The sequence below is a fragment of the Amycolatopsis sp. NPDC003865 genome, from assembly GCF_053605345.1.
In genome coordinates this window covers 254,813-279,140 of the sequence record NZ_JBSGJA010000007.1, presented here as the reverse complement: position 1 = coordinate 279,140, position 24,328 = coordinate 254,813, and the positions used below count along the sequence as shown (strand labels likewise).

Here is a 24,328-nt window from a genome sequence, read left to right as displayed (position 1 = left end):
GACGGCGGGTTACTGCTTGACGCTGCCCGCGCTCAGCCCGGATTGCCAGAACCGTTGCATGAGCAGGAAAGCGAGGACGAGGGGGATGATCGTGAGCAACGACCCCGTGAGCACGAGGTTGAAGATCGGCTGGGCGCCGGCGCCGTTGGCCTGCGCGCTCCACTGGTTGAGCCCGACGGTCAGCGGGTACCACTTCGGCTCGCTGAGCATGATCAGCGGCAGGAAGTAGTTGTTCCACGTCTGCACCATCGTGAACAGCGCGACGGTGATGATCCCGGGGACCAGCTGGCGCAGCGTCACGGTGAGGAAGATCCGGATCTCGCCCGCGCCGTCGATCCGCGCCGCTTCCAGGAGCTCGTCCGGGATGGCGTCGGCGGCGTAGACCCAGATCAGGTACAGGCCGAACGGGCTGATCAGCGACGGGATGAGGACCGCCAGCGGCGTGTTGGTCAGCCCGAGCTTGCTGAACATCAGGAACGTCGGCACGGCCAGCGCGGTGGGCGGCACCGCCACCGCACCCAGGACGACGGCGAACACCGAGCGGCGGCCGGGGAAGCGGTACTTGGCCAGCCCGTAGCCCGCGGCCGTGGCGAGGATCGTCGCGCCACCGGCGCCGGCCACGACGTACAGCAGGGTGTTGCCGAGCCAGCGGAAGAAGATCCCGCCGTTGTAGGTGAACGTCTGGCCGATGTTGTCGAACAGCGCGAACGTGCCGCCGAAGGACAGCCCCGACGTCGAGAACAGCGCCGGCTGGGTCTTGGACGCGTTGATCACCAGCCACACCAGGGGAACCAGGGTGTAGAGCAGGTAGAGCGCCATGAAGCCGGTGAGGACGCGCGATTTGCGGGGGTTGGTCACCGAGAACGCGGCCACGTCACATCTCCTTCCGGGAGCCGCGCAGCTGCACGACGTAGGCGATGACGGCGGTGATCACGCCCATCACGATCGCGACGGTGGCGGAGTAGTTGTACTGCTGCCCGGTGAAGGAAAGGTTGTAGGCGTACATGTTCGGTGTGTAGAAGGTGCCGATCGTGTTCGGCACCAGGTTGCGCATGATGTTCGGCTCGTTGAACAGCTGGAAGCTGCCGATGATCGAGAAGATCGTCGCCACCACGATCGCACCCCGGATCGCGGGGAGCTTAACCGACAGGATGGTGCGGAACGCGCCGGCGCCGTCGATCGCGGCCGCCTCGAACAGTTCCTTGGGGATCACCTTCAGCGCGGAGTAGAAGATGAGCATGTTGTAGCCCACGAACTCCCACGTGACGATGTTGCCGATCGAGGTGAGCAGCCAGCCGGGCGACAACGGCTTGACCTCGGTGCCCAGCAGGTGGTTCAGGTCGGCGGCCAGTCCGAAGTGGTCACCGTAGATGAAGCCCCACATCAGGGCGGCGACCACGGCGGGGACGGCGTACGGCAGGAAGATCACGACCCGGAAGAACCCGGCGGCGTGCAGGCGGGCGCTGTCGATCGCGAGTGCGGCGATCAGCGCGAGCACCAGCATGATCGGCACCTGCACCGCGAGGAACACCAGCACCCGCTGGAACGCCTCCCAGAACTTCGGGTCGGCGAGCACCTGTGCGTAGTTGTCGGCTCCGACGAACACCGTGCCGCCGAAGAACGCCTGGTCGCGGAAGAGGCTGAGCACGAACGCGTAGCCGACCGGCGCCACGAACGTGAGCGCGAACACGAGCATGAAGGGGGCGACGAAGAGCCAGCCGCGCCAGTTCCGCCGCGAACGGCGGGCCGCGCGCGCCGGGCGCGCCGGTGCCGCGACGGGCGGTGCCGCTGTGGACGTCATCGTCCCTCCGGATTTTGGTGCTGATGTTTACGTCAACATTTCCGCGCCGAAGGGTAACGTGTTGACGTAAACATGTCCAGGACGCTCCTGAGGAGACACTCGTGCCGGCTGCATCCCCCCGTCGTGGACCGTCGATGGCGGACGTGGCCCGCGAGGCGGGTGTGTCCGGCCAGACGGTGTCGCGGGTCGCGAACGGCCGGACGAACGTCGACGACGCGACCCGCGAACGCGTCCTCGCGGCCATGCGCCGGGTCGGCTACCGGCCCAACAGCGCGGCGCGGGCGTTGCGCAACGGCAAGTTCCGCAGCATCGGCGTGATCATTTCCGCGCTCCCGACGTTCGGCAACAGCCGCACGCTCGACGCGATCGCGGCGGCGGTGGTGCCGGAGGGGTTCTCGATCATCCTGATGCCGGTGACGCGCCCGACGCAGGGCGAGGTGACGGGGGCGTTCAGCAAGCTGAACGAGCAGGCCGTCGACGGCGTGATCATCCTGATCGAGCAGCACCAGCTCGACCAGAGCGAGATCGAGCTGCCGCACGGGCTCCCGGTGGTGGTGATCGATTCGAGCGCGCGTTACGACTACCCGGTGGTGGACACCGACCAGGCCGACGGCGCGGCGACGGCGACCCGGCACCTGCTCGAGCTGGGGCACGCGACGGTGTGGCACATCGCGGGGCCACCGCAGTCGTATTCGGCGGAGCGGCGCCGCAAGTCGTGGCGGGCCACATTGGAGCTGGCGGGGGCTTTCGTCCCGCCGGTGCTGACGGGCGACTGGTCTCCGTCGTCGGGTTACGAGGCGGGGCTGGCGCTGGCCCGCGATCCGTCGGTGACGGCGGTGTTCGCGGCCAACGACCAGATGGCGCTGGGATTGCTGCGGGCGTTGCACGAGTCGGGGCGCCGCGTGCCGTCGGAGGTCAGCGTGGTGGGCTTCGACGACATGGAGGAGGCCGCCCACTTCTGGCCGCCGTTGACGACGATCCGCCAGTCGTTCGAAGCGGTGGGCCGGCACGCGGTTTCGGCGCTGCTGGCGGAGATCGAGACGGGCGCGGAGGCCGGCGAACCGGTGTCGGTGCCGACGGAGCTGGTCGTCCGGTCGAGCACGGCGCCGCCCCACCCGAAACTTCTCGTTTGAGCGCGCGAAACCGCGGGCATTACCGGCCACCAAGCCGGATCCCCCGGTCGGACGAACGTCGCAGTGGTGTGGACCATTCGGCCCACCGCCGCAGAAACGAGGCCGTCATGCTCGCCATCCTCGCCGCCGTGCTCTTCGGGCTGGCCCTGCTCATGGAACTGGCCGGGTTCGGCCTCGGGCCGATCATCACCACCGGCACCCTCACCACGGCCGGGCTGCTGTGCGTCGCCCTGCACCTGGCCGGCGTCGCCACCGACCGGTCGCGGTTCAGCCGGCGGCGGCGTCGCTGACCCGCCGCAGCACCTGGGCGAACACCTCGGGCGACTGGGCGCCCGCGACGCCGAACCGCCGGTCGATCACGAAGAACGGCACCCCGGTGGCGCCCAGCGCCCGCGCTTCTTCGCCGTCCGCCACGACTTCGGCTTCGTAGGCGTCCGACTCGAGCACCGCGCGCGCGTCGGACGCGTCGAGACCGGCTTCGGCGGCCAGTTCCACCAGCGAATCGCGGTCGAACAGCGACTTCCGCTCGGTGAAGTGCGCGCGGTAGAACCGGTCGACGACGGCGTCGGCCAGCCCGTGCCCGGCCGCGAGGTGGACCAGGCGGTGGCCGTCGACGGTGTTTCCCATGTGGACACCGTCGAGGTGGTACTCGAGACCGTCGGCGGCCGCGCGCTGTTCCATCTGCGCTTCCATCGCGTCGGCCTCCTCGAGCGTCCGGCCGTACTTCTCGGCGAGCACCTCCCGCGTCGGCCGGGAGGTCCCGCGCGGGAACGAGGGGTCGAGCTGGAACGAGTGGTGCACGACCTCGACGTCGACGCCGACGTCGGCGACCGCTTGCTCGAAGCGGCGCTTGCCGAGGTAGCACCAGGGACAGACGAGATCGGACCAGATGTCAACACGCACGTACCCAAGCTAACCCGGCCGGTGGCACGCACTTCAAGGTAACCGTCCTCCAGCTGTGGATAGGGTGACCCGGTGACCGTCTCGACCGACGACATCGTCCGCCACGCGGCGCGGCTGCTGTACGCCGGCACCCGCCTCGACCTCGGCCGGATGGCGACCGAACTCGGGATCTCGCGCACGACGTTCTTCCGCCGCGTCGGCAACCGCGACGACCTGATGGGCGCGGGACTGCGGCTGCTGTCGGACCGCACGTGGCAGCGCGCGCTGGAAAACTGGCGGTCCGTGCACGGCGACGAGGTCCGCACCCCCGAGGGACGGCTGCGGTGCCTGTGGGTGATGGAGGAGTACCGCCGCGAGGTCGCGGGCAACGAGGGGATGCGCAAGCTGATCGAGGCGGAGTCGACGGTGGCGTTGCGGGTGCTGACGGACCCGCGCGGCGCGGTCCAGCCGGCCTTGGTCGACGCGCACGTGGAGCTGTTCCGCGAGGACGCCTCGGCTGCGGGGCTGACGCCGCTGGTGGGCCTGCCGGACCTGGCGTTCGCGGTGGTGCGGCTCGGCGAGTCGTTCCTGTACTCGGACGTGCTGGCGGCGCGGACGGTGGACCTGAAGGTGGCGACGACGCTGCTGGACACGTTGGTGCGCGGCGCCTTGGAGCCGAACGCGACCCGCTGACCCGAGTACTCACGTGCGTGAGTGCCACGCGCCCCCGAATCGCTGAGCAAGCGCACAGTCGGTCGGCTACTCACCCGTTCGGGTGTTGTGGAACATTTGCCCGAAGTGTTTCATGAGTCCACGGGAAAGCGGTTCCCCCGCATCTCGCACGCGGCACGTTCTCCGTTGCCGTGCAACGGTTCCATCGGTCCGCCCGTCCGTGTCCGGGCGCGCTTTCGCCTGCCCGGGGAAAGAGAGCGATCCATGTCCGTACTCACCAGTCCGCCGACGTCGCCAGACTCGGGTGAGAAAATTTCCCGCCGCCGCTCCTGGCGGGCCAAGGCCGCCGGCGTGCTCGCGGCCGCCTTGACGGTCACCACCGCCGTCGCCTCGCCGGCCCCCGCCGCCGACAACCCCTACGAGCGCGGACCCGCGCCGACCACCGCCAGCATCGAAGCCAGCCGCGGCAGTTTCGCCACCAGCACCGTCACCGTGTCACGGCTGGCCGTCTCGGGCTTCGGCGGCGGGACCATCTACTACCCCACCACCACGACCGCCGGCACGTTCGGGGCGATCTCGATCGCGCCCGGCTTCACGGCGCTCCAGTCGAGCATCGCCTGGCTGGGCCCGCGGCTCGCGTCGCAGGGGTTCGTCGTGTTCACCATCGACACCCTGACCACCAGTGACCAGCCCGACAGCCGGGGCAGGCAGCTGCTGGCCTCGCTCGACTACCTGACCCAGCAAAGCAGCGTCCGGTCGCGCATCGACAGCAGCAGGCTCGGCGTGGTCGGGCACTCGATGGGCGGCGGCGGCACGCTCGAGGCGGCCCGCTCCCGGCCGTCACTGCAGGCCGCGATCCCGCTGACCGGCTGGAACCTGACCAAGAACTGGTCGACGCTGCGCGTGCCGACGCTCGTCGTCGGGGCGGAGGCGGACACGGTCGCCCCGGTGGCCACGCACTCGATCCCGTTCTACACCAGCCTGCCGTCCACTTTGGACAAGGCGTACCTCGAACTGCGCGGCGCCAGCCACTTCGCCCCGAACTCGTCGAACACGACGATCGCGAAGTACACCCTCTCGTGGCTCAAGCGGTTCATCGACAACGACGCCCGCTACGAACAGTTCCTCTGCCCGATCCCGGGCACCAGCCTGTCCATTTCGGACTACCGCGGCAACTGCCCGCACAACGGCTGACCGGTCAGCCGGGCACGCCGAGGGTGACCGACACCTTCCCCTTGGCGTGCCCGGCTTCCTGGTAGGCGATCGCGGCGCGCAGGTCGTCGAACGGGTAGCTCCGGTCGACCACCGGCCGCAGCGAGCCGCGTTCCACCAGCTCGGCCAGTTCGTCCAGGACCGCTTTCTTGTCCCGGCACGCGACGGCGTCCGCGAGCACCACGCGCCGCCGGGCGAACGGGCCGGCGGCCAGCGCGGCGAAGACGTGCCCGGCGGGCTGCACCCAGCGCCCGGCCGGGCCGCCGACCGCGACGAACGTGCCGCCGCGTTCGAGCACCCGGCGGCAGGCGAACACCGACCGGCCGCCGGCGACGTCCAGCACGAAGTCGTAGCGGCGGCCGCCGCGGGTGAAGTCCGCCGAGCGGTAGTCGGTGACGTGCTCCGCGCCGAGGGACCGGACCAGTCCGGCGTTCGCCGGGCCGCAAACGGCGTCGACGCCGGCCCCCAGCGCCTTCGCGAGCTGGACGGCGAAAGTGCCGACGCCGCCGGAAGCGCCGTTGACCAGAACCCGGTGCCCCGGCTCCACTCCTCGCAGCGACAGCAGCGCCGTCACGGCCGCCATCGGCATCGCCGCCGCCTGCTCGTGGGTGAGGTTCGCGGGCATCCGCGCCAGCAGGTCCTCACGTACGCAGACGTACTCCGCGTAGGCGCCCCTCGGCAGCAGGGCGTAGACGTCATCACCGGGTGAGAACTCCTTCCCGGCCGTCTCGACCCGGCCGGCCAGGTCGCAGCCGAGGACACCGGCCGGCGGCCGGCGCAGGCCGAAGCCCCCGGTCATCAGGCGCGCCACGCGGGGCTCGCCTCTCATGAAGTGCCAGTCGTACGGGTTCACCGACGTGGCGTGCACGCGGACCAGCACTTCGCCTTCACCGGGAACCGGATCCGGCACGTCTTCCCAGCTCAGAGCCTCCGGCGAGCCGTACACACGCTGAACGAGAGCTTTCACGACGCCTCCCTTACGTTGTAAGTCTTACGTCGTAAGGTAGCGCCGGAGCCGACGAGGGGTCAAGTGGCCTTACGTTGTACGATCTTGGGCGTGACCACCGAAGCCCGCGTCCCGCTGAGCCGGGAGCGCGTGCTGCGCGCGGCCGTCGCGCTCGCCGACGAGCACGGCCTGCGCGCGGTGACGATGCGCCGGCTCGCCGACGAACTCGACGCCGAGGCGATGTCGCTCTACTACCACGTCGCCAAGAAGGAAGACCTGCTCGACGGCATCGTCGACGTGGTCGCGCAGGAGATCAACGAGGCCGTCGCCGGGCTGGAACCAGGTCCGGACTGGCGGCGGACGGCGCGGCGGCGCATCCTCACCGCCCGCGAGGTGTTCCTGCGCCACCGCTGGGCCCCGGCGCTGTTCGAGACGCGGTCGTCGGCGAGCCTCGCCGTGCTGAAGTACTACGACGCCCTGGTCGGGGTGATGCGCGAGGGCGGCTTCACGCACGACCGGATCCACCACGCGCTGCACGCGCTCGGCAGCCGGGCCCTGGGGTTCAGCCACGAGGTGTTCGACCCGAACGCGGGCGCGTCGGCCGAGCTCCCCGCGGAGCTGGCCGCGCAGCTGCCGAACCTGGCCGGGATGCTGAGCGAAATCGCCCACGACGACCCGGACTCGACGCTGGGCTGGTGCGACGACCAGGCGGAGTTCGAGTTCGGCCTGGACCTCATCCTCGACGGCTTGGACCGGCTCCGGGACCGGTAGTCCAGCACGTGGGACACCACCGCGCGCCGGAGCAGAATCGGCGGTGTGTCGCGACCACTGCGGAAGCTCGGCTTCCTGACCATCGGCCTCTTCGATCCCGCGGACCCGCGGCGGGGCCACGAGTCCACGCTGGAGATCATCGAGCTCGGCGAGCGGCTCGGGTTCGACAGCGCCTGGGTGCGGCACCGGCACCTGCAGCACGGGATCTCGTCACCGGTCGCCGTGCTCGCCGCCGCGTCGCAGCGGACCAGCCGGATCGACCTCGGCACCGCCGTCATCCCGCTGGGCTGGGAGAACCCGCTACGGCTCGCCGAGGACCTCGCCACCGTCGACCTGCTCTCCGGCGGCCGGCTCAACCCGGGGATCAGCGTCGGCCCGCCGATGCGCTACGACGAGGTCAAGCGCGCCCTCTACCCGGACACCGCGGACGCCGAAGACTTCTCCTACGAGCGTGTGCGGCGGCTGCTGGACTTCGTCCGCGGCGAGCCGGCCACCGGGTTCAGCGGCACCGAGGGTTTCGAGGTCTTCTCCGACCGCGTCCAGCCGCAGGCGCCCGGCCTCGGCGATCGCCTCTGGTACGGCGGCGCGAGCCTGCGCTCGGCCGAGTGGGCGGGCAAGCACGCGATGAACTTCCTGACCAGCAGCGTGGTCAAGGCCGAAGGCGAGAGCACGGACTTCGCCGAAATCCAGCTCTCGCACATCCGGACCTTCCGCGAGCACCACCCGGCCGGGCGGATCTCGCAGGGCCTGGTCGTCATCCCGACCGACACGGCGACGCCGGCGCAACGCGCGAAGTACCAGGCCTACGCGGAAAACCGGCTGCCGCGCACCGCGCGGCCGCAGGGCCCGGCGCGGATGCTGTTCTCCCCCGACTTCGTCGGCAGCTCCGCCGAGATCGCCGAGCGGCTGCACGCGCACGAGGCGTTCCGCGAGATCGACGAGGTGGCTTTCGCCCTGCCGTTCACCTTCGAGCACGAAGACTACGTGCAGATCCTCACCGACATCGCGGAACGCCTCGGCCCCCTGCTCGGACGCTGACTACTTGTTGGTGCCCGGGGTCAGCACCTTGTCGATCACGAAGACGGTGGCGTTCTTCGTGGGGATGTTGCCGCACAGGATCTTCGCGCCGTTGACGGTCAGGTTGTCACCCGAGCCCTCGATCTTCAGCGGCCCGCCGGCGGTGTTCAGCGACTCCAGCGTGCCCGCGGAGGCGAGCCCCTTGGCGTCGTAGCGCTTGCCGACGACGTGGTACTGCAGGATCGGCGCCAGCTCGGCCGGCTTGCCCGCCAGTTCGTTGAACTTCGCGTCTCCCAGCGCGGCGAACGCCGGGTCGGCCGGCGCGAACACCGTGATGGCCTGCTGGCTGTTGAGGGTGTCGACCAGGTTGGTGGCCTTGACCGCCGCCACCAGCTTGGTCAGCAGGGGGTTGGTCGACGCGGCCGAGGCGACCGGCTGCGGGCCCATCGAGTCCAGCGAACCGGGCGCGGACCCCTGCGGCAGCTGGGAACAGGCCGGGCCGAAGACGTCGGCGTTGGTGGTCACGCCGTCCCCGGCGGCCATGCTGGACGACGGAGCCATCGACGACGACGGCGCCGGAGCCGGGGCGCTGCTGGAGCTGCCGGAAGAAGCGGTGTCGCTGCCGCTGCACGCGGTCAGCGAAAGCGCGGCCACGGCGGCGATGCCGATTCCGGCGACACGAAGCTTGGTCACGAAAATCACTCCAAAGAAAGCGGCTGTGAACTTCTTCTTGCGGGGTATTCGGAACTACCGGGAAAACGGATGGGCACCCGATCAGGTGATGTGGGTCACCGCGCCGTGAAATTGATGCCGTGCCATCCGGTGGCACCGTCGGGAACGGTTCCGGCGCGCGCGTCGGTCTGCGTGTACCCGTTTCGGTCGGTGGCCCGGCAGACGACCTGGTGACCGCCGGGCGCGGCGTCGAACTCGATCCACCACATGCGCCAGGTGTCGAGGTTGACTTCGTGGGACAGCAAGGCTTCGCGCCACGGGCCGTCGTCGATCCGCACTTCGACCTTCTCGACACCGGTGTGCTGGGCCCAGGCGATCCCGGCGACGCGCACCTTTCCGGCGGGCACGGTTTCGAAACCCTTCGGGGTGTCGATGCGCGATTCCGTCTTGATCGGCGCTTCCCGTCCCCAGCCGCGTTTCAGCCAATAGGCCTGCCGGGCCCGCCAGGTCGTCACCTCGAGGTCGGTGACCCATTTCGTCGCGGACACGTAACCGTACAGCCCGGGTATCACCAGGCGAGCCGGGAACCCGTGCTCGATCGGCAGCGGTTCGCCGTTCATCCCGATGGCGAGCATGGCACCGCGCCCGCGGTCGAGTGCCGCCGCCACCGGGCTGCCGGACGTCCAACCGTCCACACTGGACGAGAAGAGCTGCTCCGCGCCGGGGCGGACCCCGGCCTCTTCGAGGAGGTCGGCCAGGTCGACGCCGATGAAGTTCGCCGTGGACACGTAGGTGCCGCCGACTTCGTTGGACACGCACGTCATCGTGATGGTGCGTTCCACGAGCGGCCGGCCGCGGATGTCGCCGTAGCCGAACCGGAGTTCGCGGTCGACCATGCCGTGCAGGCGCAGGCTCCAGTCCTCGGTCCGGACCTGCGGGACGGACAGCGCGGTGTCCACGCGGTAGAAGTCGGCGTTGCGGGTGAGGAAGGTGGGGGTGCCCAGCTTCGCGAAGTCGGCGTCGGCCGGGATCACCGGCGCGGTCCGGGCCGGGACGAGCCGCCCGACCGCGGCGCGCGACGACGCCGCGTCCCGGCTGCCGGCGAGGAGCTGCCCGCCGAGGCCCGCGACCCCGGCGCCGACGACCACGCCGGCGCCGGCCAAGAGCACCGTCCGGCGCGAAGAGTCGGCCACGACGTCGCGCCGGGCCAGCCGGTGCAGGAAGGCGAACGTCGCGACGCCGGCGACCAGGCTCGCCAGCGGGGCGAGCAGGGCGACGGTGTCGAGGTCGGGACGGGCGTACACCGCGACGACGCCGACGAGGCCGAACGCGGCGACCACCCCGAGCCCCGGCCACGGAGTGCGGCGGGACGCCAGACCGGCGACCGCCGCGGCCACCACCATGACCACGGCCATGCCGGAGAGCAGCACGAGCTTGTCGTAGGTGCCGAAGGTGCGGACCGCGAAGTCCTTGAGCTGCACGGGGGTCAGGTCGATCGCGCCGTTGCCGACCGCCAGGTAGGGCGACGCGTTGACGCCGACGAAGCCGGCGACGAGGTGACCCGCCGCCAGCGCCGCCGCGAGCGCGAGGACGCCCAGGAGGGCGGCCATCCACCGGCGCAGCTTCGGCGCGGGTGGCGTCGGGGTCGGCCGTGGGGCCGTCGAGGTGCTCATCGCAGTCCGATCGCTAGACGAGGGAAATCCGGGTGACCGCCGGGGTCGTCGGGCCCGCGGAGCCGCCCGCGGGCTCGACGGTGATGCCGATCCGGTCGGTGCCGGGCGGGATGTCGGACATCAGCATCCGCGGCTGCAGGATCCCGGCCGAGTGCGCTTCGCCGGCGCGGATCAGCCACACCTGGTAGACGTGGCCGGCGTCGAGCGCGGGCAGGTCCGACGCGAGCAGCACGGCCTGGTTCCGGCTGCGCGAGACGACCAGCGTGGCGTGCCCCTCGCCGGTGCCCTGGATCGCGGAGGCGTCCGGCGCGGACAGCACCGAGTCGACGGGAGCCGGCGGCGCGGAGACGCCGGCCACCCCGATCCCGACCGCGACGACGGCCGCCGCGGCGGCGCCGAACAGCGCGACGCGGAGCTGGAACCCCTTGCCGCGCCCGGGTTTCCGCCCGGCGTCCGGCCTCGGCTCGCCGTCGGCGGCGCGGGGCCCCGGGACCTTCGGGGGCAGCTGACGGGTGCGGGCCACGTCGGCCAGCACCAGCAGTCTCAGCTCGGCCGGCGGGGTGACGGAGGCGGCCGCGCCCAGCCGGGCGCCGGTCGCGCGCAGCTCGGCCACCTCCTGGCGGCACGCCGGGCACGCGCCGAGGTGCCGTTCGAACCCGGCACGCTCCACATCGGACACGGCGTCCAGCGCGTAGGCCCCGGTCAGCGTGTGCAGCTCGGCGGTCATCGATCCACCCCCAGGCAGTCACGCAGCCGGATCAAGCCGTCCCGGATGCGGGTCTTGACGGTGCCGGGCGCCACTTTCAGCACCTCGGCGACTTCGGGATAGGTGTAGCCGTTGTAGTACGCCAGCACGATCGACTCGCGCTGGAGCTCGGTCAGCTGCGCCAGGCACTGCCGGACGCGCTGCTGGTCGAGCGTGGCCAAAGTGGACTCGGTGACGTCGTCGAAGGGCCGCCGCACGTCCATCCGGCCGGCCTTCTCCTCCCGGTCGAGCACGGCCTGGTGCGAGCGCACCCGGTCGACGGCGCGGCGGTGGGCGATGGTCAGCACCCACGACAGCGCGCTCCCCCGTTCCGGGACGTACCGGGCGGCTTTGCGCCACACCTCCACCAGCACCTCCTGTGCCACTTCCTCGGCCTGGGCGTGGTTGCGCAGCACGCGCGTCACCAGCCCGAGCACCGGACCGGCGATGACGTCGTACAGCGCCGCGAAGGCGGATTCGTCTCCGGCCGCGACGTGTCTCAGGAGTTCCTCGGCGCTCGCCGCGGGCCCCGGAGCCTCGCCCGGATGCAGCCGCAGCCGCCCTCGCTCACCCATGCCCGGCACCCTCCGCCTCACCCTGGTTGTACGAGGCGTTCGCGGCCGGACGGCGCCGCGGACTGGTGCGGGGTGGCGCTTCCCACCCGGACGGTGCAACTCGGGCGCCGGAACCCATCCGGCGGCGCGGCGGCTCCGAAAGTCTGGTGTCGAGGTCGGCCGGTGGGCCGGCTGGGTTCGACGCGCCCGGTCGCGGGCGCGGTCTTGAACGGCTCGCTCCGCACCTCCGGCGCCCGTCGATGACTCACTCCCGACCACCGGCAACGCGGACCGGCACAAAAAGTGGAGTCACTTCACTTGCGCACCGACTCCAGATCGACCGCTCACCCAGCGTGAGAAATCTGCCCGTCCGGCCACGCCGACGGTGACCTCGGACACTTCTTGATCACCCCGAAGTGTGAAAGTTTTTCGGAACGCTGGGCGTTGAACTCACCATGGGTTATCCCTGGAACAAGACGAAGTTAACCGACGAGTAGCAAAGGCGGTCCCGATGGCCGACCCGCACAGCATGACCAGCGCCCGCATCGACTTCGCCCTGCGCACCTTCGGGGCCGGGCCGCGACCGGTGCCCGCCGAGCTGGAGTACGACACCCGTGACCCCTACGCGGTCGCCGTCGTGCTGCACGCCGGCGTCAACGCCGTCCGGTGGCTCTTCGGGCGCGATCTGCTGGCCGACGGCCTGCTCGCCCGCTGCGGCGACGGCGACGTCCGCGTCGGGCCCGCCGGCGATCCCGCCCTGGTCGTCGTGGAACTGACCTCGCCCGACGGCGCCGCCGTGCTCGAAGCGCCCGCCAAGGAGATCGCCGCCTTCCTCGACCGGACCTACGACGTCGTCCCCGCCGGGAGCGAGAGCGACTGGTTCGACTTCGACCAGGAACTCGAGAAGCTGTCGTACCAGGACTGAGTACCGTCCACGCGGTGAGCTTCTTCCTGACGAAGGTCCTCGCCGCCCTGGACGACGGCGGTGACCGCCCGCTCTTCGTCCACGACGGGGTCACCACCTACCACCAGGCCCGCGACCGCCTCCGCCGGCTGCACGGCGGGCTCGGCACCACCGGCACCGTCGCCGTCGACCTCCGGAACCGGCCCGAGACCGTTCTCGTCCAGCTCGCCGCCCTCCTGCGCGGCGCGACCGTGCTGATGGTCCCGGCCTCGGCGCCGACGCAGGACCGCCTGGCGGCCGCGCGCGGCGCCACTGTCGTCACCGACCGGCCGCACGACTGGCCCGGCGAGCCGAACACCCTCGACGACCTCGACGGCGACCCCGAACCGCTGACCCCGCCGGACACCGTGCACCTGCTCTTCCCCACCGGCGGTACCACCGGCACCCCCAAGCTCATCCGCCACAGCGGCATCTACGACGGCATGGCGCACATCTTCGCGCCGAACCCGGACGGCCCCGGCCGCACGCTGCTCGTCGCCCCCATGACGCACATGACCGGCAACGCCACGGTCCTCGCCGCGCTGCTCCGGCGCGACACCGTCGTCGTCCACGACGGTTTCGACGCGGGCGCGGTCCTCGGCGCGATCCAGGAGCACCGCATCGACACGCTCTCCCTGACGCCGCCGCGGCTGGCCGCCGTGCTCGACCACCCGGCGCGCGAGAGCACCGACCTCAGCAGCGTCCGCTCGCTGTCCCTCGGCGCCGCGCCGCTGCCGCCGCACCGGCTCGCGCAGGCCCTCGACGTCTTCGGCCCGGTCGTCGGCCAGGGCTACGGCCTCACCGAAGCGCCGATGATCGCGAGCATCTCCGCCGCCGAACTGATCGCCCGCCCCGAGCTGCTCGGCTCGGTCGGCCGGATCGTGCCCGGCATGGAAGCCCGCATCGAGGACGGCGAAGTCGTCGTCCGTGGACTGTCCATGATGGACGGTTACCGCGGCGGCCCCGACATCGGCGCCGGCTGGCTGCGCACCGGCGACCTCGGCCGCCTGGACGACGACGGCTACCTCTACCTGCTCGGCCGGGCCGACGACGTCGTCGTGGTCGGCGAGCACGGCACCAAGGTCGCCACGACCGTCGTCGAGCACGCCCTCGAGACGCACCCGGCCGTGCGGGCCGCGGCCGTCTTCGGCCGCGGCGACGTGCTGCACGCCGTCGTCGTCGCCGGAAACGTCACCGAAGACGAGCTGAAAGCGCACGCCCGGGCGACTTTCGGCCAGGAGCACTACGTCCCGGCGAAGGTGGACTTCGCCGACGCGCTCCCCCTCACCGAGGTCGGCAAGGTCGACAAGCGCGCGCTCAGCTCGTGACGGCGCCGTAGGACGACGACCGGACCAGCTTCGCGTACTTGCCGAGCACCCCTTCCGGGAACTTGTTCGGCAGCGGCTCCCAGCCTTCGCGGCGACGCGCCAGTTCGGCGGCGTCGACCAGCAGGTCCATGCTGCGGCCCTTGATGTCGACGGCGATCCGGTCGCCGTCGCGGACGAACGCGATCGGCCCGCCGTCGACCGCCTCGGGCGCGACGTGGCCGATGCACAGCCCCGTCGTCCCGCCGGAGAACCGCCCGTCGGTCAGCAGCAGGACGTCCTTGCCCAGCCCGGCGCCCTTGATCGCCGCGGTGATCGCGAGCATCTCGCGCATGCCCGGCCCGCCCTTGGGGCCTTCGTAGCGGATGACGACGACGTCCCCCGCCTGGATGCGGCCCTCGTTCAGCGCCGCCATCGCCTCCTGCTCGCGCTCGAACACGCGCGCCGGGCCTTCGAAGCTGGCCGTGTCGAAGCCCGCGGACTTCACGACCGCGCCTTCGGGCGCGAGCGAGCCGCGCAGGATGGTGATGCCGCCGGTCGGGTGCAGCGGGTTGTCCAGGCGCCGCAGGACTTCACCGTCGATCGGCTCGGGGTCCAGCTCGGCGAGGTTCTCCGCGACCGTCTTGCCGGTGACGGTCAGCGCGCCGCCGTGGATCAGGCCCTCGTCCAGGAGCGCCTTCATCAGCACCGGGATGCCGCCGTGGCGGTCGATGTCCTGCATGACGTACTTGCCGAACGGCTTCAGGTCGCCCAGGTGCGGGACGCGGTCCCCGATCCGGTTGAAGTCGTCCAGCGTCAGCTCGACCTTCGCCTCGTGTGCGATGGCCAGCAGGTGCAGCACGGCGTTGGTCGAGCCGCCGAGGGCCATCACGACGGTGATGGCGTTCTCGAACGCTTCGCGCGTGAGGATGTCGCGCGCGGTGATGCCCTTTTCGAGCAGTCCGACGACGGCCTCACCGGAGAGGTGCGCGTAGTGGTCGCGGCGGCGGTCCGCGGAGGGCGGTGCGGCCGACCCCGGCATGCTCATCCCCATCGCCTCGGCCGCCGACGCCATCGTGTTCGCCGTGTACATGCCGCCGCAGGCACCTTCGCCGGGGCAGATGGCGCGTTCGATCCGGTCGAGGTCGGCGGTGCCCATTCGGCCCGCCCGGCAGGCGCCGACCGCCTCGAAGGCGTCGATGATGCTGACGTCCTTCTCGGTGCCGTCCGTGAGTTTCACCCAGCCGGGGGCGATGGTGCCCGCGTAGAGGAACACCGACGCGAGGTCGAGCCGGGCCGCCGCCATCAGCATCCCGGGCAGGGACTTGTCGCAGCCGGCCAGCAGCACCGAGCCGTCGAGCCGCTCGGCCTGCATGACCGTCTCGACGGAGTCGGCGATGACCTCGCGCGACACGAGCGAGAAGTGCATGCCGTCGTGGCCCATGGAGATGCCGTCGGAGACGGAGATCGTGCCGAACTGCAGCGGGTAGCCGCCGGCCGCGTGCACGCCCTCCTTCGACGCCTGCGCGAGCCGGTCCAGCGACAGGTTGCACGGCGTGATCTCGTTCCACGAACTGGCGACGCCGACGATCGGCTTGCGCCAGTCGCCGTCCCCCATCCCGACGGCGCGGAGCATGCCGCGGGCGGGCGCGGCCTCGATCCCGTCGGTCACCGTGCGGCTGCGGGGTTTCGGATCGATCGTCATCGCGGGGCCCTCCGGTACGACGTTCGGACGCACTGCAGCCTACTCGGCTCCGCGCGGTCCGCTGGCCGGAACGATTCGCTTCCGGCGCCCCGGCCGACCGCGAAAACTCGGGCAGATGATCGCCACAGTGGTGTGGGGCACGGGCAACGTCGGCCGTGCGGCAATCCGGGCCGTCGAGGCCCACCCGGCGCTGGAGCTGACCGCGGTGCTCGTCCACGACCCGGCCAAGGTCGGCAAGGACGCGGGCGCGCTGGCGGGCGTCGGCGACCTCGGCGTCGCCGCCACGGACGACATCGACGCCGTCCTGGCCGCGAAGCCGCGAGCCGTCGTCTACGCCGCTTCGGGGGACGTCCGGTTCGACGACGCGCTCGCCGACGTCGTCCGCGCCCTCGGGTCGGGCGCCGTGGTCGTGACCCCGGCGCTCTACCCCCTCTACGACCAGCGCAACGCGCCCCCGGAACTGCGGGACCCGGTGCTCGCGGCGATCAAGGAGGGCGGCGGTTCGCTGTTCGTCTCCGGCGTCGACCCCGGCTGGGGCAACGACGTGCTGCCGCTGCTGATCAGCGGCCTCGGCACGGACGTCGACGTCATCCGCTGCCAGGAGATCTTCGACTACTCGACCTACGAGCAGCCCGACTCCGTCCGGTACCTGGTCGGCATGGGCCAGCCGATGGACTACGACCCGCCGATGCTGATGACCGGCGTGCCGTCGATGGTGTGGGGCGGGCAGGTCCGGCTGATCGCGCGCGGCCTCGGCGTCGAGGTGACCGAACTGCGCGAGACCCTGGATCGCCGTCCGCTCGAGGAGACGGTGACCACGCGGACCATGGGCGACTTCGAGAAGGGCACCCAGGGTGCGGTGCGGTTCGAGGTCCAGGGCATCGTCGACGGCGAGCCGCGGATCGTCATCGAGCACGTGACGCGCATCCACCCGTCGTGCGCGCCGGACTGGCCGGCGCCGCCCAGCGGCGACGGCGCCCACCGCGTGATCATCGAAGGCCGGCCGCGCATCGAGGTCAGCGTCGAAGCTTCCGACGAGGGCGAAAACCGGTCCGCGGGCGGCAATGCCACCGCGGTCGGCCGGCTCGTCGGCGCGATCGACTGGCTGGCCGAGGCGGAACCCGGTCTCTACGACGCACTCGACGTCCCGCTGCGCCCGGCAGCCGGCAAGCTCGGAAGGAGGCGCTCGTGAACATCGACATCCCCGAGGGCAAGGACCCGATCGGGTACGTGTGGGGCGAGATGGTGCCCGGTATCGGCGTCGCCGCGTCGCAGTTCTCGCTGGCGGTGTACTCGCACACCACGTTGGGGCTGCGGGAGTTCGAGGCCGCGCGGCTGCGGATCGCGCAGATCAACGGCTGTGTCTTCTGCCTGGACTGGCGCACCGAGCGCGACGGCGTGAAAGTCGAACCGGAATTCGCGGACGCGGTCACCGAATGGCGCACGACGGAGCTGTTCGACGAGCGCACGCGCCTCGCGGCCGAATACGCCGAGCGGTACACCCTGGACCACCACAACCTGGACGACGAGTTCTGGAAGCGGATGTCCGCGCAGTACAGCCAGAAGGAGATCGTCGAGTTGTCGATGAGCCTGGGCTCGTGGCTGGCGTTCGGGCGCCTCAACCACGTCCTGGGCCTGGACACCGTCTGCGTCCTGCCGTCCCACCGGTCGTGAGTGAGAAACAGCGTTCTAACGCTGTTTCTCACTCACGAGGGCCGCGGGAGACTGCTAGAAGTCGGTGGCGATGATCTTCTCGATGTTGCGCTCGGCCAGGGCTGTGATCGTCACGAACGGGTTGACGCTCGTGTTGCCTGGGATCAGGGAACCGTCGATCGCGTACAGGCCGGGGTAGCCGGCCAGCCTGCCGTAGTTGTCGGTCGCCTTGCCGAGCACCGCGCCGCCGAGCGGGTGGTACGTCAGGTGGTCGCCCCAGATCTTGTACACGCCGAAGAGGTCGGTGCGGTAGATCGTCCCCTCCTTCGCGTTGATCTTGTCGAAAATGGACTTCGCCATGTCGATCCCCGGCTGTTTCCAGGCCGTCTGCCAGTTCAGGTCGACCTTCTGCGTCGCCGGGTTCCACGAGAACTGCGCGCGGTTCGGGTTCTTCGTGATGGACAGGTAGAACGACGCCCACGTCTCGATCCCGGTCGGCAGCGGCGCCACCTCCGCGAACGCGCCGCCCGCGGCCCAGTTGTCGATGCCGCCGCAGGGGATGGACGACTGGAGGCTGCCGGTCGGGTCCCAGATCTGGTTGGCGCGCCCGACCATCACGTTCCCGTTGTCGCCCCAGCCCTTCCCGACTTCGCCGTTGAGGTTGGGCAGCGCGCCGGTGGCCTTCAGCTTCACCAGCAGCTTGCTCGTCCCGACGCTGCCCGCGGCGAAGAACACCTTGTCGGCGGTGACGCCCTTGGTCGCGATCACCGCGCCGGAGGTGTTCAGCTGCTCCAGCGTCACCGCGTAGCCGCCGCCGGACGCGGGCGTCACCGACGTCACCCGGTGCAGCGGCGAGATGGTGACCCGGCCGGTCGCCTTGATCTGCGGCAGGTACGTCTTCTGCAGCGACTTCTTGCCGTAGTTGTTGCCGTACAGGATTTCCCCGGCCAGCGCCGACCGCGGCACGGTGTTCGCCTGCTCCTGCTGCATGTAGTTCCAGTCGTAGACGTCCGGGACGAAGATGAACGGGAACCCGGACCGCTGCGCCTGCTTCCGGCCGACGCGCGCGTACTGGTAGCACTCGGCGGAGTCGAACCAGGCCGGGTCGACCAGGCCGACGCCGAGGCCGGCGTTGGCGCGCGGGTAGTAGGTGCCGTACATCTCGTCGGCGTTGACCGTCGGCAGGATCGCACCGAAGTTCTCCCGCTTCGGCGTGACGGCCATGCCGCCGTTGACGAGCGAGCCGCCGCCGACGCCGCGGCCCTGGTACACGATGATCCCGCCGAACTCCTCCGCGTCGAGGATGCCGGTGTACTTGGGGATGTCCTTGTCGATGGGGAACCCGAGGAAGTTGGACAGCGGCTGCTTCGTCCTGGTGCGCAACCAGAAGGAGCGCTGGTCCGGGCTGGTCGTGTTCGCGAAGATCTTGCCGTCCGAGCCGGGCGTGTCCCAGGCCATGCCCATTTCGACGAGCTGGACGTCGACGCCGGCCTGGGCCAGGCGCAGGGCGGCGACCGAACCGCCGTAACCCGAGCCGATCACCAGGGCGGGCACGCGCGCCGCGTCGGCGATGGTGGCGGCGGCCGCCCGGCTCCCCACAGCCGCGGCCGCCAAGATAGAACCAGTTCCTGCGATGAAAAGACGACGGGAAACTTGCCCAGAAGCTGTTCTCCATACGGATTCGTCACGCATGTGATGGTCCTCACCGTTGAGGTATATTAGAACAGGTTATAACTCAGTGGTGCAGACAAGTCGACATATACCCACGAGTAACCTCCCGGGGCTGCGCGAGGATTCCGCTGAATGGGCCATGATGGACGACTGTGGAGTCGACCCGAGTGGACCGCTGGCTCTGGGCGGTCCGGCTGACGAAGACCCGTCCGGACGCCGCAGCGGCGTGCCGGGGCGGGCACGTGCGCGTCAACGACAAGCCGGCGAAGCCCGCGACGACCGTCGTGCCGGGCGACGAGGTCCGCCTGCGCATCGGCGGGACGACCAGGATCCTCGACGTGGTACGGGTGATCCAGAAACGCGTGGGCGCGCCGGACGCGGTCACGTGCTACGTCGACCGGACGCCGAAGCCGCCGCCGGAGACCGCGATCCCGGTCGCCCGGCGCGACCGCGGCGCGGGCCGTCCGACCAAAAGGGAACGGCGCGTGCTGGACGCGTTCCGGCAGCAGGAGTTCTGAGGCGGTCGGCCCATTCCGGAAATGGGTCGACCGCAACACGACAGCGACGATTCACCGCGGTGGTGCGGTCGCCGCTGCGCACCCTCCGGGCGATGGTCATCTCGCCCGATGACCTCGGAATCGCCATCGCGCGCGGTCGTTGACCGGCGATAGCGGGGAATTCGCGCGGTCCGGGTCCGTACCGGGGGAAAACGGGTAGTACCCCCGCCGGATGGAGGGGAACCATGACAACCGCAGAAGAAGCCCCGGACCGCCTGCTCGCCGCCGCACGGCCGCTGGTGGTGCGCTACTGCCGCGCCCGGCTCGGCACCCGGCACGCCACCTGGTGCTCCGCGGACGACGTCGCGCAGGACGTGTGCGTCGCCGTGTTCAAGGCACTGACCGCGCGGCCGCCGGACCGGCCGTTCCCCACGTTCGTCCAGGGCATCGCCCGCCAGAAGGTCACGGCCGCCCGCAAGGCGGCGGCGCGCCAGTGGGACGAGCCGGCGGCCGAGCTCCCCGACGAGGCCGACGTTTCGATGGACCCCGAAGACCACGCCCTGCGCCGCGAACTGGGCGAGCGGATGGCGAAGCTGCTGCAGGTGCTACCGGAGAGGCAACGCGAGATCCTCGTCCTGCGGGTCGCGGTGGGGCTGTCGGCCGAGGAGACGGCGGAGCAGGTCGGGTCGACGCCGGGCGCGGTCCGCGTCGCCCAGCACCGGGCGCTCAGCCAGCTGCGGAAAGTGGTCGGCGGTTAGAGCTACGCTGGATCGGTGAGCGACAGCGAGAACTTCGAAGGACGCGACGTCGGGTCCGGGATCTCCGTCATCCGCGAAAGCACCGACGTCGTCGGCTCCGGACCGCGCCTGCACAAGCACCCGTACACCGAGACGTTCGTCATCATCCGGGGGCGGGCGCGGTTCACCGTCGGCGACACCGAACGCGACGGCGGCGCCGGGGACGTGCTGGTCGTCCCCGCCGGCACGCCGCACAAGTTCGCCGTGCTCGGCCCCGGTGTCTACGAAGCCGTGCACATCCACGAGAGCGACCACTTCATCACCGAATGGCTGGAGTGACGCTCAGAACCCGCCGTCGCCGATCATGCCGCGCAGCTTCGTCAGCGCGCGGTACTGCGTGATGCGGACGTTGCCGGCGGAAATGCCCAGCGCCTCCGCGGTCTCGTTCGCCGAGAGGCCGACGACGACCCGCAGCGACAGGATCTCCTGGTGCAGCGGCGGCAGCGACGCCATCAGCTTGCCCAGCCGGGCACCGAGGTCGAGGCCGAGCACGTGGCTCTCCGGCTCGTTGCCGCCCAGCGGCCGGTCCGGCAGCTCCGGCACCGGCTTCGACCGGTCCCGCGCCACCGAGCGGAAGGCGTCGGCGACCTTGTTCGCGGCGATGGCGCGCACCAGGTAGAGGAACGAGCCGCCGCGGTCCTGGTAGCCGGGCAGCACCTTCAGCACGGCCAGGCAGACCTCCTGAGCGACGTCGTCGGCCGACAGGTAGGACAGGTCGCGCCCGCCGATCCGGGCGCGGCAGTACCGCACGACCGTCGGCTTGATCAGCCGCAGCAGGGCCTGGACGGCGTCCGGGTCGCCGGCGCGCGCCGCCGCCACGACCGGGTCGAGCTGCTCCTTCGTCAGCTTCCCGTCCGGGCGCGGCAGCTCCTCGAGCACGACGTAGCCGTCGACCGCCGTCTCCGCCATCATGGTGTCCACGGGTTCCCTCCTCGCATCCGTCCACCGGACCGGGGACCCGCCGTCCGCAATGGACCACACTGGCCCGCATCCGCTTTTCCCGGTTCCCAGTCCGACAATCGGAGTAATCGAGGCGCTGACCAGCAACGTTGCAGCAGTGTGGTTCTTGTCCAGATATTGTCCGTTAACCGCAAACGGCCCACCGGGCTTTCCCGGCGGTCCTGCCCGCCGGGCAGGTCAAATAGTGGACAGATCCTGCCGGGCGTAGCGAATTCGCGGCCCGGTCCGATCCTTGGCGCGTGACCGAACTCGACCTCCCGGGAACCGAAGCCATGATCACCCATTGACCGCCGACCGGTTCGACGTCTTCCTGTGTCCCGCGGCGTCCGGCAGCGTGGAAAAAGCCCTGCGCGCCGACGGGCTGCGCGTTTTCCGAAGTTCCCCTTTCGACGATTTCGACAAGATCGCGCCGGATCTGGCGGCCTCCCGCGTCCTGCTCGCCGACCACCCGGCTCGGTCCGGCCGCGTCCTGGCGATGGTTCCGGGGGAACCCCTCCCGGACCTGGTCCGGCGGGTGCGCGAGAAAGCCGTCGCCGGCCCCGGGTGCGCGTTGCTGTGGACCGTCCACAGTGAACTCGCCGCGCGGCGGGCGGTGCTGGTGCGCGGCCTGCCGGGCGCCGGCAAGACGACGCTGGCCGAGGAGTACGCGTGCCTGGCCGGCCGGTTCGGCGGCCGGGTGCTACGGACGGGCCCGTTCGGCCACCTCGACCCGGACGACTTCCTGTCCCGGTTCCACCTCGCGCTGGCGGCGGCCGCGGGCACGTCCGCCGGCGGGTTCGACCGGTTGCGCGCGCGGCTCGGCGCCCGGATCGACGCGGCGGGTTCGCGGGTGCTGGTGCTGGTCGACGACGTCCCGGCGGGGGTGCCACCCGGCGAGCTGGCCCGGGTGCTGCTGCCGGCGCCGTCGGTCCGCACGCTGATGACGAGCCGGACGGCCCACTGGCCGGGGGCGACGGTGGACGTGCCGGGCCTGACGGTCGCCGAGGCCCGCCGGGTGCTGCCGGCCGCGACGGCGGAGTTCACCGCCCGCTGCGACGGCCACCCGATGACGCTCCGGGCGGCGGAGTTCCTGCTGCGCGAGCGGCCGGGCCGGGCGCTGGAGGAGCTGCCGGACACGGCACCGCAGGCGATCCGCGAGGTGCTCCTGCGGCTGGGGCGCCCGGCGCGCGAGCTGCTGCGGCTGGGATCGGTGCTGGCGCCTTCGCCGCTCCCACCGGAGGTGACGTGCGGCGCGGCGGTGGCGGAGCTGGTCGAGCACGGGTTCGCGGTGCGGGAGGAGGGCGGCGTGCGGCTTCAGGCGCTGGCGGTGGAGGTGGCCCGCGGCGAGTTCGGACAGCCGGCGGCCGATGGGCCGGCGGCGGTGGTGGTGAGGGGGTTGGCGGGCGACCTGGGCGCGGAGGAGCCGGGCGCGGTTGAGCTGGGCGGCGCCTTCCCGAGCACGGGCGGGCAGGCCGAGGCCTCGCCGGGCGCGGCTCGACCGAACGGCTTCACACCAGCCCTCACCAGCGCGGCCGGGCCGACCGACTCCCCGCCAACCCCCACCACCGCAACCGACCCAACCGACCCCCCACCGAGCCTCGCGAGCGCAGCCGGGCCCACCGACTCCCCGCCAACCCCGACAGGCGCAGCCACCCCCTCCTCACCCAGCCACCTGACCTCCATCACCCACACGGACCTCATCGAGCACGCCCGCGCGCTGGCCGAGCACAGTCCCGCCCACCGCGTCGCCCTCCTGCGGCACGTCGCCGCCGCTCATGAAACCTGCGGTGATCCCGCCGCCGCCGGGGAAATCCATGCCGTCATCCTCTCCTCCGGCGAAGCCACCTCCGCGGACTTCGCCGCCGCCGCCCAGGTCGAACTCGCCTGCGGGCTCGTTCCCGAGGCCCTCGCCCACGCCCGCCGGGCCTTCGCCGCCGGCCACCACCTCGCCGCCCGCGTCGTCGCCCAGGTCCTCGACAGCCGAGGCGACTACGCCGAAGCCGACCGCCTCTTCTGGCGCACCCACCGTCCGGCCACCGCCGAGGAGCGGCTGCACGCCGCCCGAGCCCGGCGGCTGCGCGGCCACCCCGGGGAAGCCATCGCCCTCCTCGAACCCGCGCTCGGCCCGCCCGGCGCGCTGACCCTCGAATACGCCCGCAACCTCCTCCAGGCCGGCCACGCACAGCGTGCGCACGACGTCGCCGAAGCACTCGACCACCCGGACGCGGACGTGATCCGAGCCGAAGCCGCCCTGCGCGGCCACGAGCCCGCCGATCTCGAAAAGACCTACGCGCGGCGGTTCGGCGTCGAAAGCCCCCTCACCCTGACGGCGTCGGTCCACGCCGCCCGCGCGCGGCACCGGCCCGAGCAGGCCCTGGCCGCCCTGCGGCGGGCCGAGCCCGCCGTCCGGCGGGTGCTCGGCGACGACCACCCGCTGCACCACCGGCTCCGGCACGGCATGGGCCTCGCGCACGCGAGGCTGCGCGAATTCGACCGGCAGGCCGACCTGCTCGACGGCATCCTCGGCCCCCAGCTCCGCCTTCTCGGCCGGACCCACCCGGAAACCGTCGAAACCCGCCTCGACCTCGGGCTCGCGCTCGCCCTCAGCGGCCGCGGACCGCTCGATCGAGCGACCGAACTCGTCGACGGCGCCGCCCGGGACGCCGAACGGCGGGGCACCCCCGGCCTGGCCGCGAAAGCGCGGGCGGCCCAGGGCATCGTGCGGCTGGTCCTGCCCTGAG

Annotated in this window: 26 protein-coding genes; 15 read left to right on the top strand and 11 right to left on the bottom strand. The window is 71.3% G+C overall.

The features are described from left to right. Nucleotides 1-9: 9 nt before the first annotated feature. Both ACWEVP_RS19335 and ACWEVP_RS19330 read right to left on the bottom strand, forming a co-directional pair. Nucleotides 10-873, bottom strand: coding sequence for a carbohydrate ABC transporter permease (locus ACWEVP_RS19335; protein WP_452063893.1), 864 nt, complete (start codon nucleotides 871-873; stop codon nucleotides 10-12). A gap of 1 nt (nucleotide 874) precedes the next feature. After that, nucleotides 875-1,801, bottom strand: a complete 927-nt coding sequence (locus ACWEVP_RS19330) for a carbohydrate ABC transporter permease (protein WP_452063892.1) — start codon at nucleotides 1,799-1,801, stop codon at nucleotides 875-877. 134 nt (nucleotides 1,802-1,935) lie between these two features. Between ACWEVP_RS19330 and ACWEVP_RS19325 the strand changes: the two genes are divergently transcribed. Then, the gene (locus tag ACWEVP_RS19325) at nucleotides 1,936-2,934 is read left to right on the top strand and encodes a LacI family DNA-binding transcriptional regulator (RefSeq protein WP_452063891.1); all 999 of its coding nucleotides are present in this window, start codon (nucleotides 1,936-1,938) and stop codon (nucleotides 2,932-2,934) included. A gap of 107 nt (nucleotides 2,935-3,041) precedes the next feature. Then, nucleotides 3,042-3,224 carry a hypothetical protein gene (locus tag ACWEVP_RS19320; RefSeq protein ID WP_372664434.1) on the top strand — a complete coding sequence of 61 codons (183 nt, stop codon included), beginning with the start codon at nucleotides 3,042-3,044 and terminating at the stop codon, nucleotides 3,222-3,224. Here ACWEVP_RS19320 and ACWEVP_RS19315 read toward each other — a convergent pair. Further along, complete coding sequence (locus ACWEVP_RS19315; RefSeq protein WP_452064014.1) at nucleotides 3,202-3,825, bottom strand: DsbA family oxidoreductase; 624 nt, start codon at nucleotides 3,823-3,825, stop codon at nucleotides 3,202-3,204. The two genes, ACWEVP_RS19320 and ACWEVP_RS19315, sit on opposite strands and share 23 nt — an antisense overlap. Nucleotides 3,826-3,909: 84 nt before the next feature. Between ACWEVP_RS19315 and ACWEVP_RS19310 the strand changes: the two genes are divergently transcribed. Both ACWEVP_RS19310 and bdeA read left to right on the top strand, forming a co-directional pair. Next, nucleotides 3,910-4,509: a QsdR family transcriptional regulator gene (locus tag ACWEVP_RS19310; protein ID WP_452063890.1), complete on the top strand. Its 600-nt coding sequence runs from the start codon at nucleotides 3,910-3,912 to the stop codon at nucleotides 4,507-4,509. Nucleotides 4,510-4,752: 243 nt separating this feature from the next. Beyond that, nucleotides 4,753-5,682 carry a bis(hydroxyethyl) terephthalate hydrolase gene (gene bdeA / locus ACWEVP_RS19305; RefSeq protein WP_452063889.1) on the top strand — a complete coding sequence of 310 codons (930 nt, stop codon included), beginning with the start codon at nucleotides 4,753-4,755 and terminating at the stop codon, nucleotides 5,680-5,682. A gap of 4 nt (nucleotides 5,683-5,686) precedes the next feature. Here the strand turns inward: bdeA and ACWEVP_RS19300 are convergent, their stop codons facing one another. Beyond that, nucleotides 5,687-6,667: an NAD(P)-dependent alcohol dehydrogenase gene (locus ACWEVP_RS19300; protein WP_452063888.1), complete on the bottom strand. Its 981-nt coding sequence runs from the start codon at nucleotides 6,665-6,667 to the stop codon at nucleotides 5,687-5,689. Between the two features lie 90 nt (nucleotides 6,668-6,757). On the opposite strand from ACWEVP_RS19300, the gene ACWEVP_RS19295 reads away from it, so the two are divergent. Then, a complete protein-coding gene (locus ACWEVP_RS19295) occupies nucleotides 6,758-7,417 on the top strand; it encodes a TetR/AcrR family transcriptional regulator C-terminal domain-containing protein (protein WP_452063887.1) in 660 nt (219 codons plus the stop codon). Nucleotides 7,418-7,462: 45 nt separating this feature from the next. Then, nucleotides 7,463-8,455 (top strand): LLM class flavin-dependent oxidoreductase, encoded by a 993-nt coding sequence (locus ACWEVP_RS19290; protein WP_452063886.1) that lies wholly within the window; start codon nucleotides 7,463-7,465, stop codon nucleotides 8,453-8,455. On the opposite strand, the gene ACWEVP_RS19285 is transcribed toward ACWEVP_RS19290, so the two are convergent. After that, nucleotides 8,456-9,088 (bottom strand): fasciclin domain-containing protein, encoded by a 633-nt coding sequence (locus ACWEVP_RS19285; protein WP_452064013.1) that lies wholly within the window; start codon nucleotides 9,086-9,088, stop codon nucleotides 8,456-8,458. It abuts the gene before it with no gap. Between ACWEVP_RS19285 and ACWEVP_RS19280 the strand changes: the two genes are divergently transcribed. Then, nucleotides 8,976-9,236, top strand: coding sequence for a hypothetical protein (locus ACWEVP_RS19280; protein ID WP_452064019.1), 261 nt, complete (start codon nucleotides 8,976-8,978; stop codon nucleotides 9,234-9,236). The genes ACWEVP_RS19285 and ACWEVP_RS19280 overlap by 113 nt on opposite strands. On the opposite strand, the gene ACWEVP_RS19275 is transcribed toward ACWEVP_RS19280, so the two are convergent. Genes ACWEVP_RS19275 through sigK form a run of 3 tightly spaced genes read right to left on the bottom strand, consistent with a single transcriptional unit; the run spans nucleotide 9,223 to nucleotide 12,099 of the window. Next, a complete protein-coding gene (locus ACWEVP_RS19275) occupies nucleotides 9,223-10,779 on the bottom strand; it encodes a molybdopterin-dependent oxidoreductase (protein WP_452063885.1) in 1,557 nt (518 codons plus the stop codon). The genes ACWEVP_RS19280 and ACWEVP_RS19275 overlap by 14 nt on opposite strands. A 13-nt stretch (nucleotides 10,780-10,792) precedes the next feature. Continuing rightward, nucleotides 10,793-11,506, bottom strand: coding sequence for an anti-sigma factor (locus ACWEVP_RS19270; RefSeq protein WP_452063884.1), 714 nt, complete (start codon nucleotides 11,504-11,506; stop codon nucleotides 10,793-10,795). Continuing rightward, nucleotides 11,503-12,099, bottom strand: a complete 597-nt coding sequence (sigK, locus tag ACWEVP_RS19265; protein WP_452063883.1) for an ECF RNA polymerase sigma factor SigK — start codon at nucleotides 12,097-12,099, stop codon at nucleotides 11,503-11,505. The genes ACWEVP_RS19270 and sigK overlap by 4 nt, the downstream gene beginning before the upstream one ends. Nucleotides 12,100-12,589: 490 nt before the next feature. On the opposite strand from sigK, the gene ACWEVP_RS19260 reads away from it, so the two are divergent. Both ACWEVP_RS19260 and ACWEVP_RS19255 read left to right on the top strand, forming a co-directional pair. Further along, nucleotides 12,590-13,003: an SsgA family sporulation/cell division regulator gene (locus ACWEVP_RS19260; protein ID WP_452063882.1), complete on the top strand. Its 414-nt coding sequence runs from the start codon at nucleotides 12,590-12,592 to the stop codon at nucleotides 13,001-13,003. A gap of 14 nt (nucleotides 13,004-13,017) precedes the next feature. Then, nucleotides 13,018-14,349: a class I adenylate-forming enzyme family protein gene (locus ACWEVP_RS19255; protein WP_452063881.1), complete on the top strand. Its 1,332-nt coding sequence runs from the start codon at nucleotides 13,018-13,020 to the stop codon at nucleotides 14,347-14,349. On the opposite strand, the gene ilvD is transcribed toward ACWEVP_RS19255, so the two are convergent. Further along, entirely contained in the window at nucleotides 14,339-16,030 is a 1,692-nt protein-coding gene (gene ilvD / locus ACWEVP_RS19250) for a dihydroxy-acid dehydratase (protein WP_452063880.1), read from the bottom strand. The genes ACWEVP_RS19255 and ilvD overlap by 11 nt on opposite strands. A 115-nt stretch (nucleotides 16,031-16,145) precedes the next feature. Between ilvD and ACWEVP_RS19245 the strand changes: the two genes are divergently transcribed. Both ACWEVP_RS19245 and ACWEVP_RS19240 read left to right on the top strand, forming a co-directional pair. After that, nucleotides 16,146-17,222: an NAD(P)H-dependent amine dehydrogenase family protein gene (locus ACWEVP_RS19245; RefSeq protein WP_452063879.1), complete on the top strand. Its 1,077-nt coding sequence runs from the start codon at nucleotides 16,146-16,148 to the stop codon at nucleotides 17,220-17,222. Further along, nucleotides 17,219-17,704 carry a carboxymuconolactone decarboxylase family protein gene (locus ACWEVP_RS19240; protein WP_452063878.1) on the top strand — a complete coding sequence of 162 codons (486 nt, stop codon included), beginning with the start codon at nucleotides 17,219-17,221 and terminating at the stop codon, nucleotides 17,702-17,704. Before ACWEVP_RS19245 ends, ACWEVP_RS19240 begins: the two co-directional genes overlap by 4 nt. A 54-nt stretch (nucleotides 17,705-17,758) precedes the next feature. Here ACWEVP_RS19240 and ACWEVP_RS19235 read toward each other — a convergent pair whose 3' ends face one another. Further along, nucleotides 17,759-19,282, bottom strand: a complete 1,524-nt coding sequence (locus ACWEVP_RS19235) for a GMC oxidoreductase (RefSeq protein WP_452063877.1) — start codon at nucleotides 19,280-19,282, stop codon at nucleotides 17,759-17,761. A gap of 224 nt (nucleotides 19,283-19,506) precedes the next feature. On the opposite strand from ACWEVP_RS19235, the gene ACWEVP_RS19230 reads away from it, so the two are divergent. The 3 genes from ACWEVP_RS19230 to ACWEVP_RS19220 all read left to right on the top strand — a co-directional run bounded on the left by ACWEVP_RS19230 (nucleotide 19,507) and on the right by ACWEVP_RS19220 (nucleotide 20,927). Further along, on the top strand, nucleotides 19,507-19,872 hold the full coding sequence (locus ACWEVP_RS19230; RefSeq protein ID WP_364462582.1) for an RNA-binding S4 domain-containing protein: 366 nt from the start codon (nucleotides 19,507-19,509) through the stop codon (nucleotides 19,870-19,872). A 224-nt stretch (nucleotides 19,873-20,096) separates the two neighbouring features. Further along, nucleotides 20,097-20,609 (top strand): sigma-70 family RNA polymerase sigma factor, encoded by a 513-nt coding sequence (locus tag ACWEVP_RS19225; RefSeq protein ID WP_452063876.1) that lies wholly within the window; start codon nucleotides 20,097-20,099, stop codon nucleotides 20,607-20,609. Between the two features lie 15 nt (nucleotides 20,610-20,624). Then, a complete protein-coding gene (locus tag ACWEVP_RS19220; RefSeq protein ID WP_452063875.1) occupies nucleotides 20,625-20,927 on the top strand; it encodes a cupin domain-containing protein in 303 nt (100 codons plus the stop codon). Between the two features lie 3 nt (nucleotides 20,928-20,930). Here ACWEVP_RS19220 and shbA read toward each other — a convergent pair whose 3' ends face one another. Further along, on the bottom strand, nucleotides 20,931-21,560 hold the full coding sequence (gene shbA, locus ACWEVP_RS19215; RefSeq protein ID WP_452064012.1) for an RNA polymerase sigma factor ShbA: 630 nt from the start codon (nucleotides 21,558-21,560) through the stop codon (nucleotides 20,931-20,933). 331 nt (nucleotides 21,561-21,891) lie between these two features. Between shbA and ACWEVP_RS19210 the strand changes: the two genes are divergently transcribed. Beyond that, entirely contained in the window at nucleotides 21,892-24,327 is a 2,436-nt protein-coding gene (locus ACWEVP_RS19210) for a hypothetical protein (protein WP_452063874.1), read from the top strand. The last annotated feature ends 1 nt before the right edge of the window (nucleotide 24,328 follow it).

Excerpts from the sequence above, each read along its gene's own strand:
- ACWEVP_RS19330 (WP_452063892.1), bottom strand. The coding sequence starts at position 1,801 with ATGACGTCCACAGCGGCACCGCCCGTCGCGGCACCGGCGCGCCCGGCG.
- sigK (WP_452063883.1), bottom strand. The coding sequence starts at position 12,099 with ATGGGTGAGCGAGGGCGGCTGCGGCTGCATCCGGGCGAGGCTCCGGGG.
- ACWEVP_RS19280 (WP_452064019.1), top strand. The coding sequence starts at position 8,976 with ATGCTGGACGACGGAGCCATCGACGACGACGGCGCCGGAGCCGGGGCG.
- ACWEVP_RS19245 (WP_452063879.1), top strand. The coding sequence starts at position 16,146 with ATGATCGCCACAGTGGTGTGGGGCACGGGCAACGTCGGCCGTGCGGCA.
- ACWEVP_RS19325 (WP_452063891.1), top strand. The coding sequence starts at position 1,936 with ATGGCGGACGTGGCCCGCGAGGCGGGTGTGTCCGGCCAGACGGTGTCG.
- ACWEVP_RS19320 (WP_372664434.1), top strand. The coding sequence starts at position 3,042 with ATGCTCGCCATCCTCGCCGCCGTGCTCTTCGGGCTGGCCCTGCTCATG.
- shbA (WP_452064012.1), bottom strand. The coding sequence starts at position 21,560 with ATGATGGCGGAGACGGCGGTCGACGGCTACGTCGTGCTCGAGGAGCTG.
- ilvD (WP_452063880.1), bottom strand. The coding sequence starts at position 16,030 with ATGACGATCGATCCGAAACCCCGCAGCCGCACGGTGACCGACGGGATC.
- bdeA (WP_452063889.1), top strand. The coding sequence starts at position 4,753 with ATGTCCGTACTCACCAGTCCGCCGACGTCGCCAGACTCGGGTGAGAAA.
- ACWEVP_RS19270 (WP_452063884.1), bottom strand. The coding sequence starts at position 11,506 with ATGACCGCCGAGCTGCACACGCTGACCGGGGCCTACGCGCTGGACGCC.
- ACWEVP_RS19225 (WP_452063876.1), top strand. The coding sequence starts at position 20,097 with ATGACAACCGCAGAAGAAGCCCCGGACCGCCTGCTCGCCGCCGCACGG.
- ACWEVP_RS19275 (WP_452063885.1), bottom strand. The coding sequence starts at position 10,779 with ATGAGCACCTCGACGGCCCCACGGCCGACCCCGACGCCACCCGCGCCG.
- ACWEVP_RS19260 (WP_452063882.1), top strand. The coding sequence starts at position 12,590 with ATGGCCGACCCGCACAGCATGACCAGCGCCCGCATCGACTTCGCCCTG.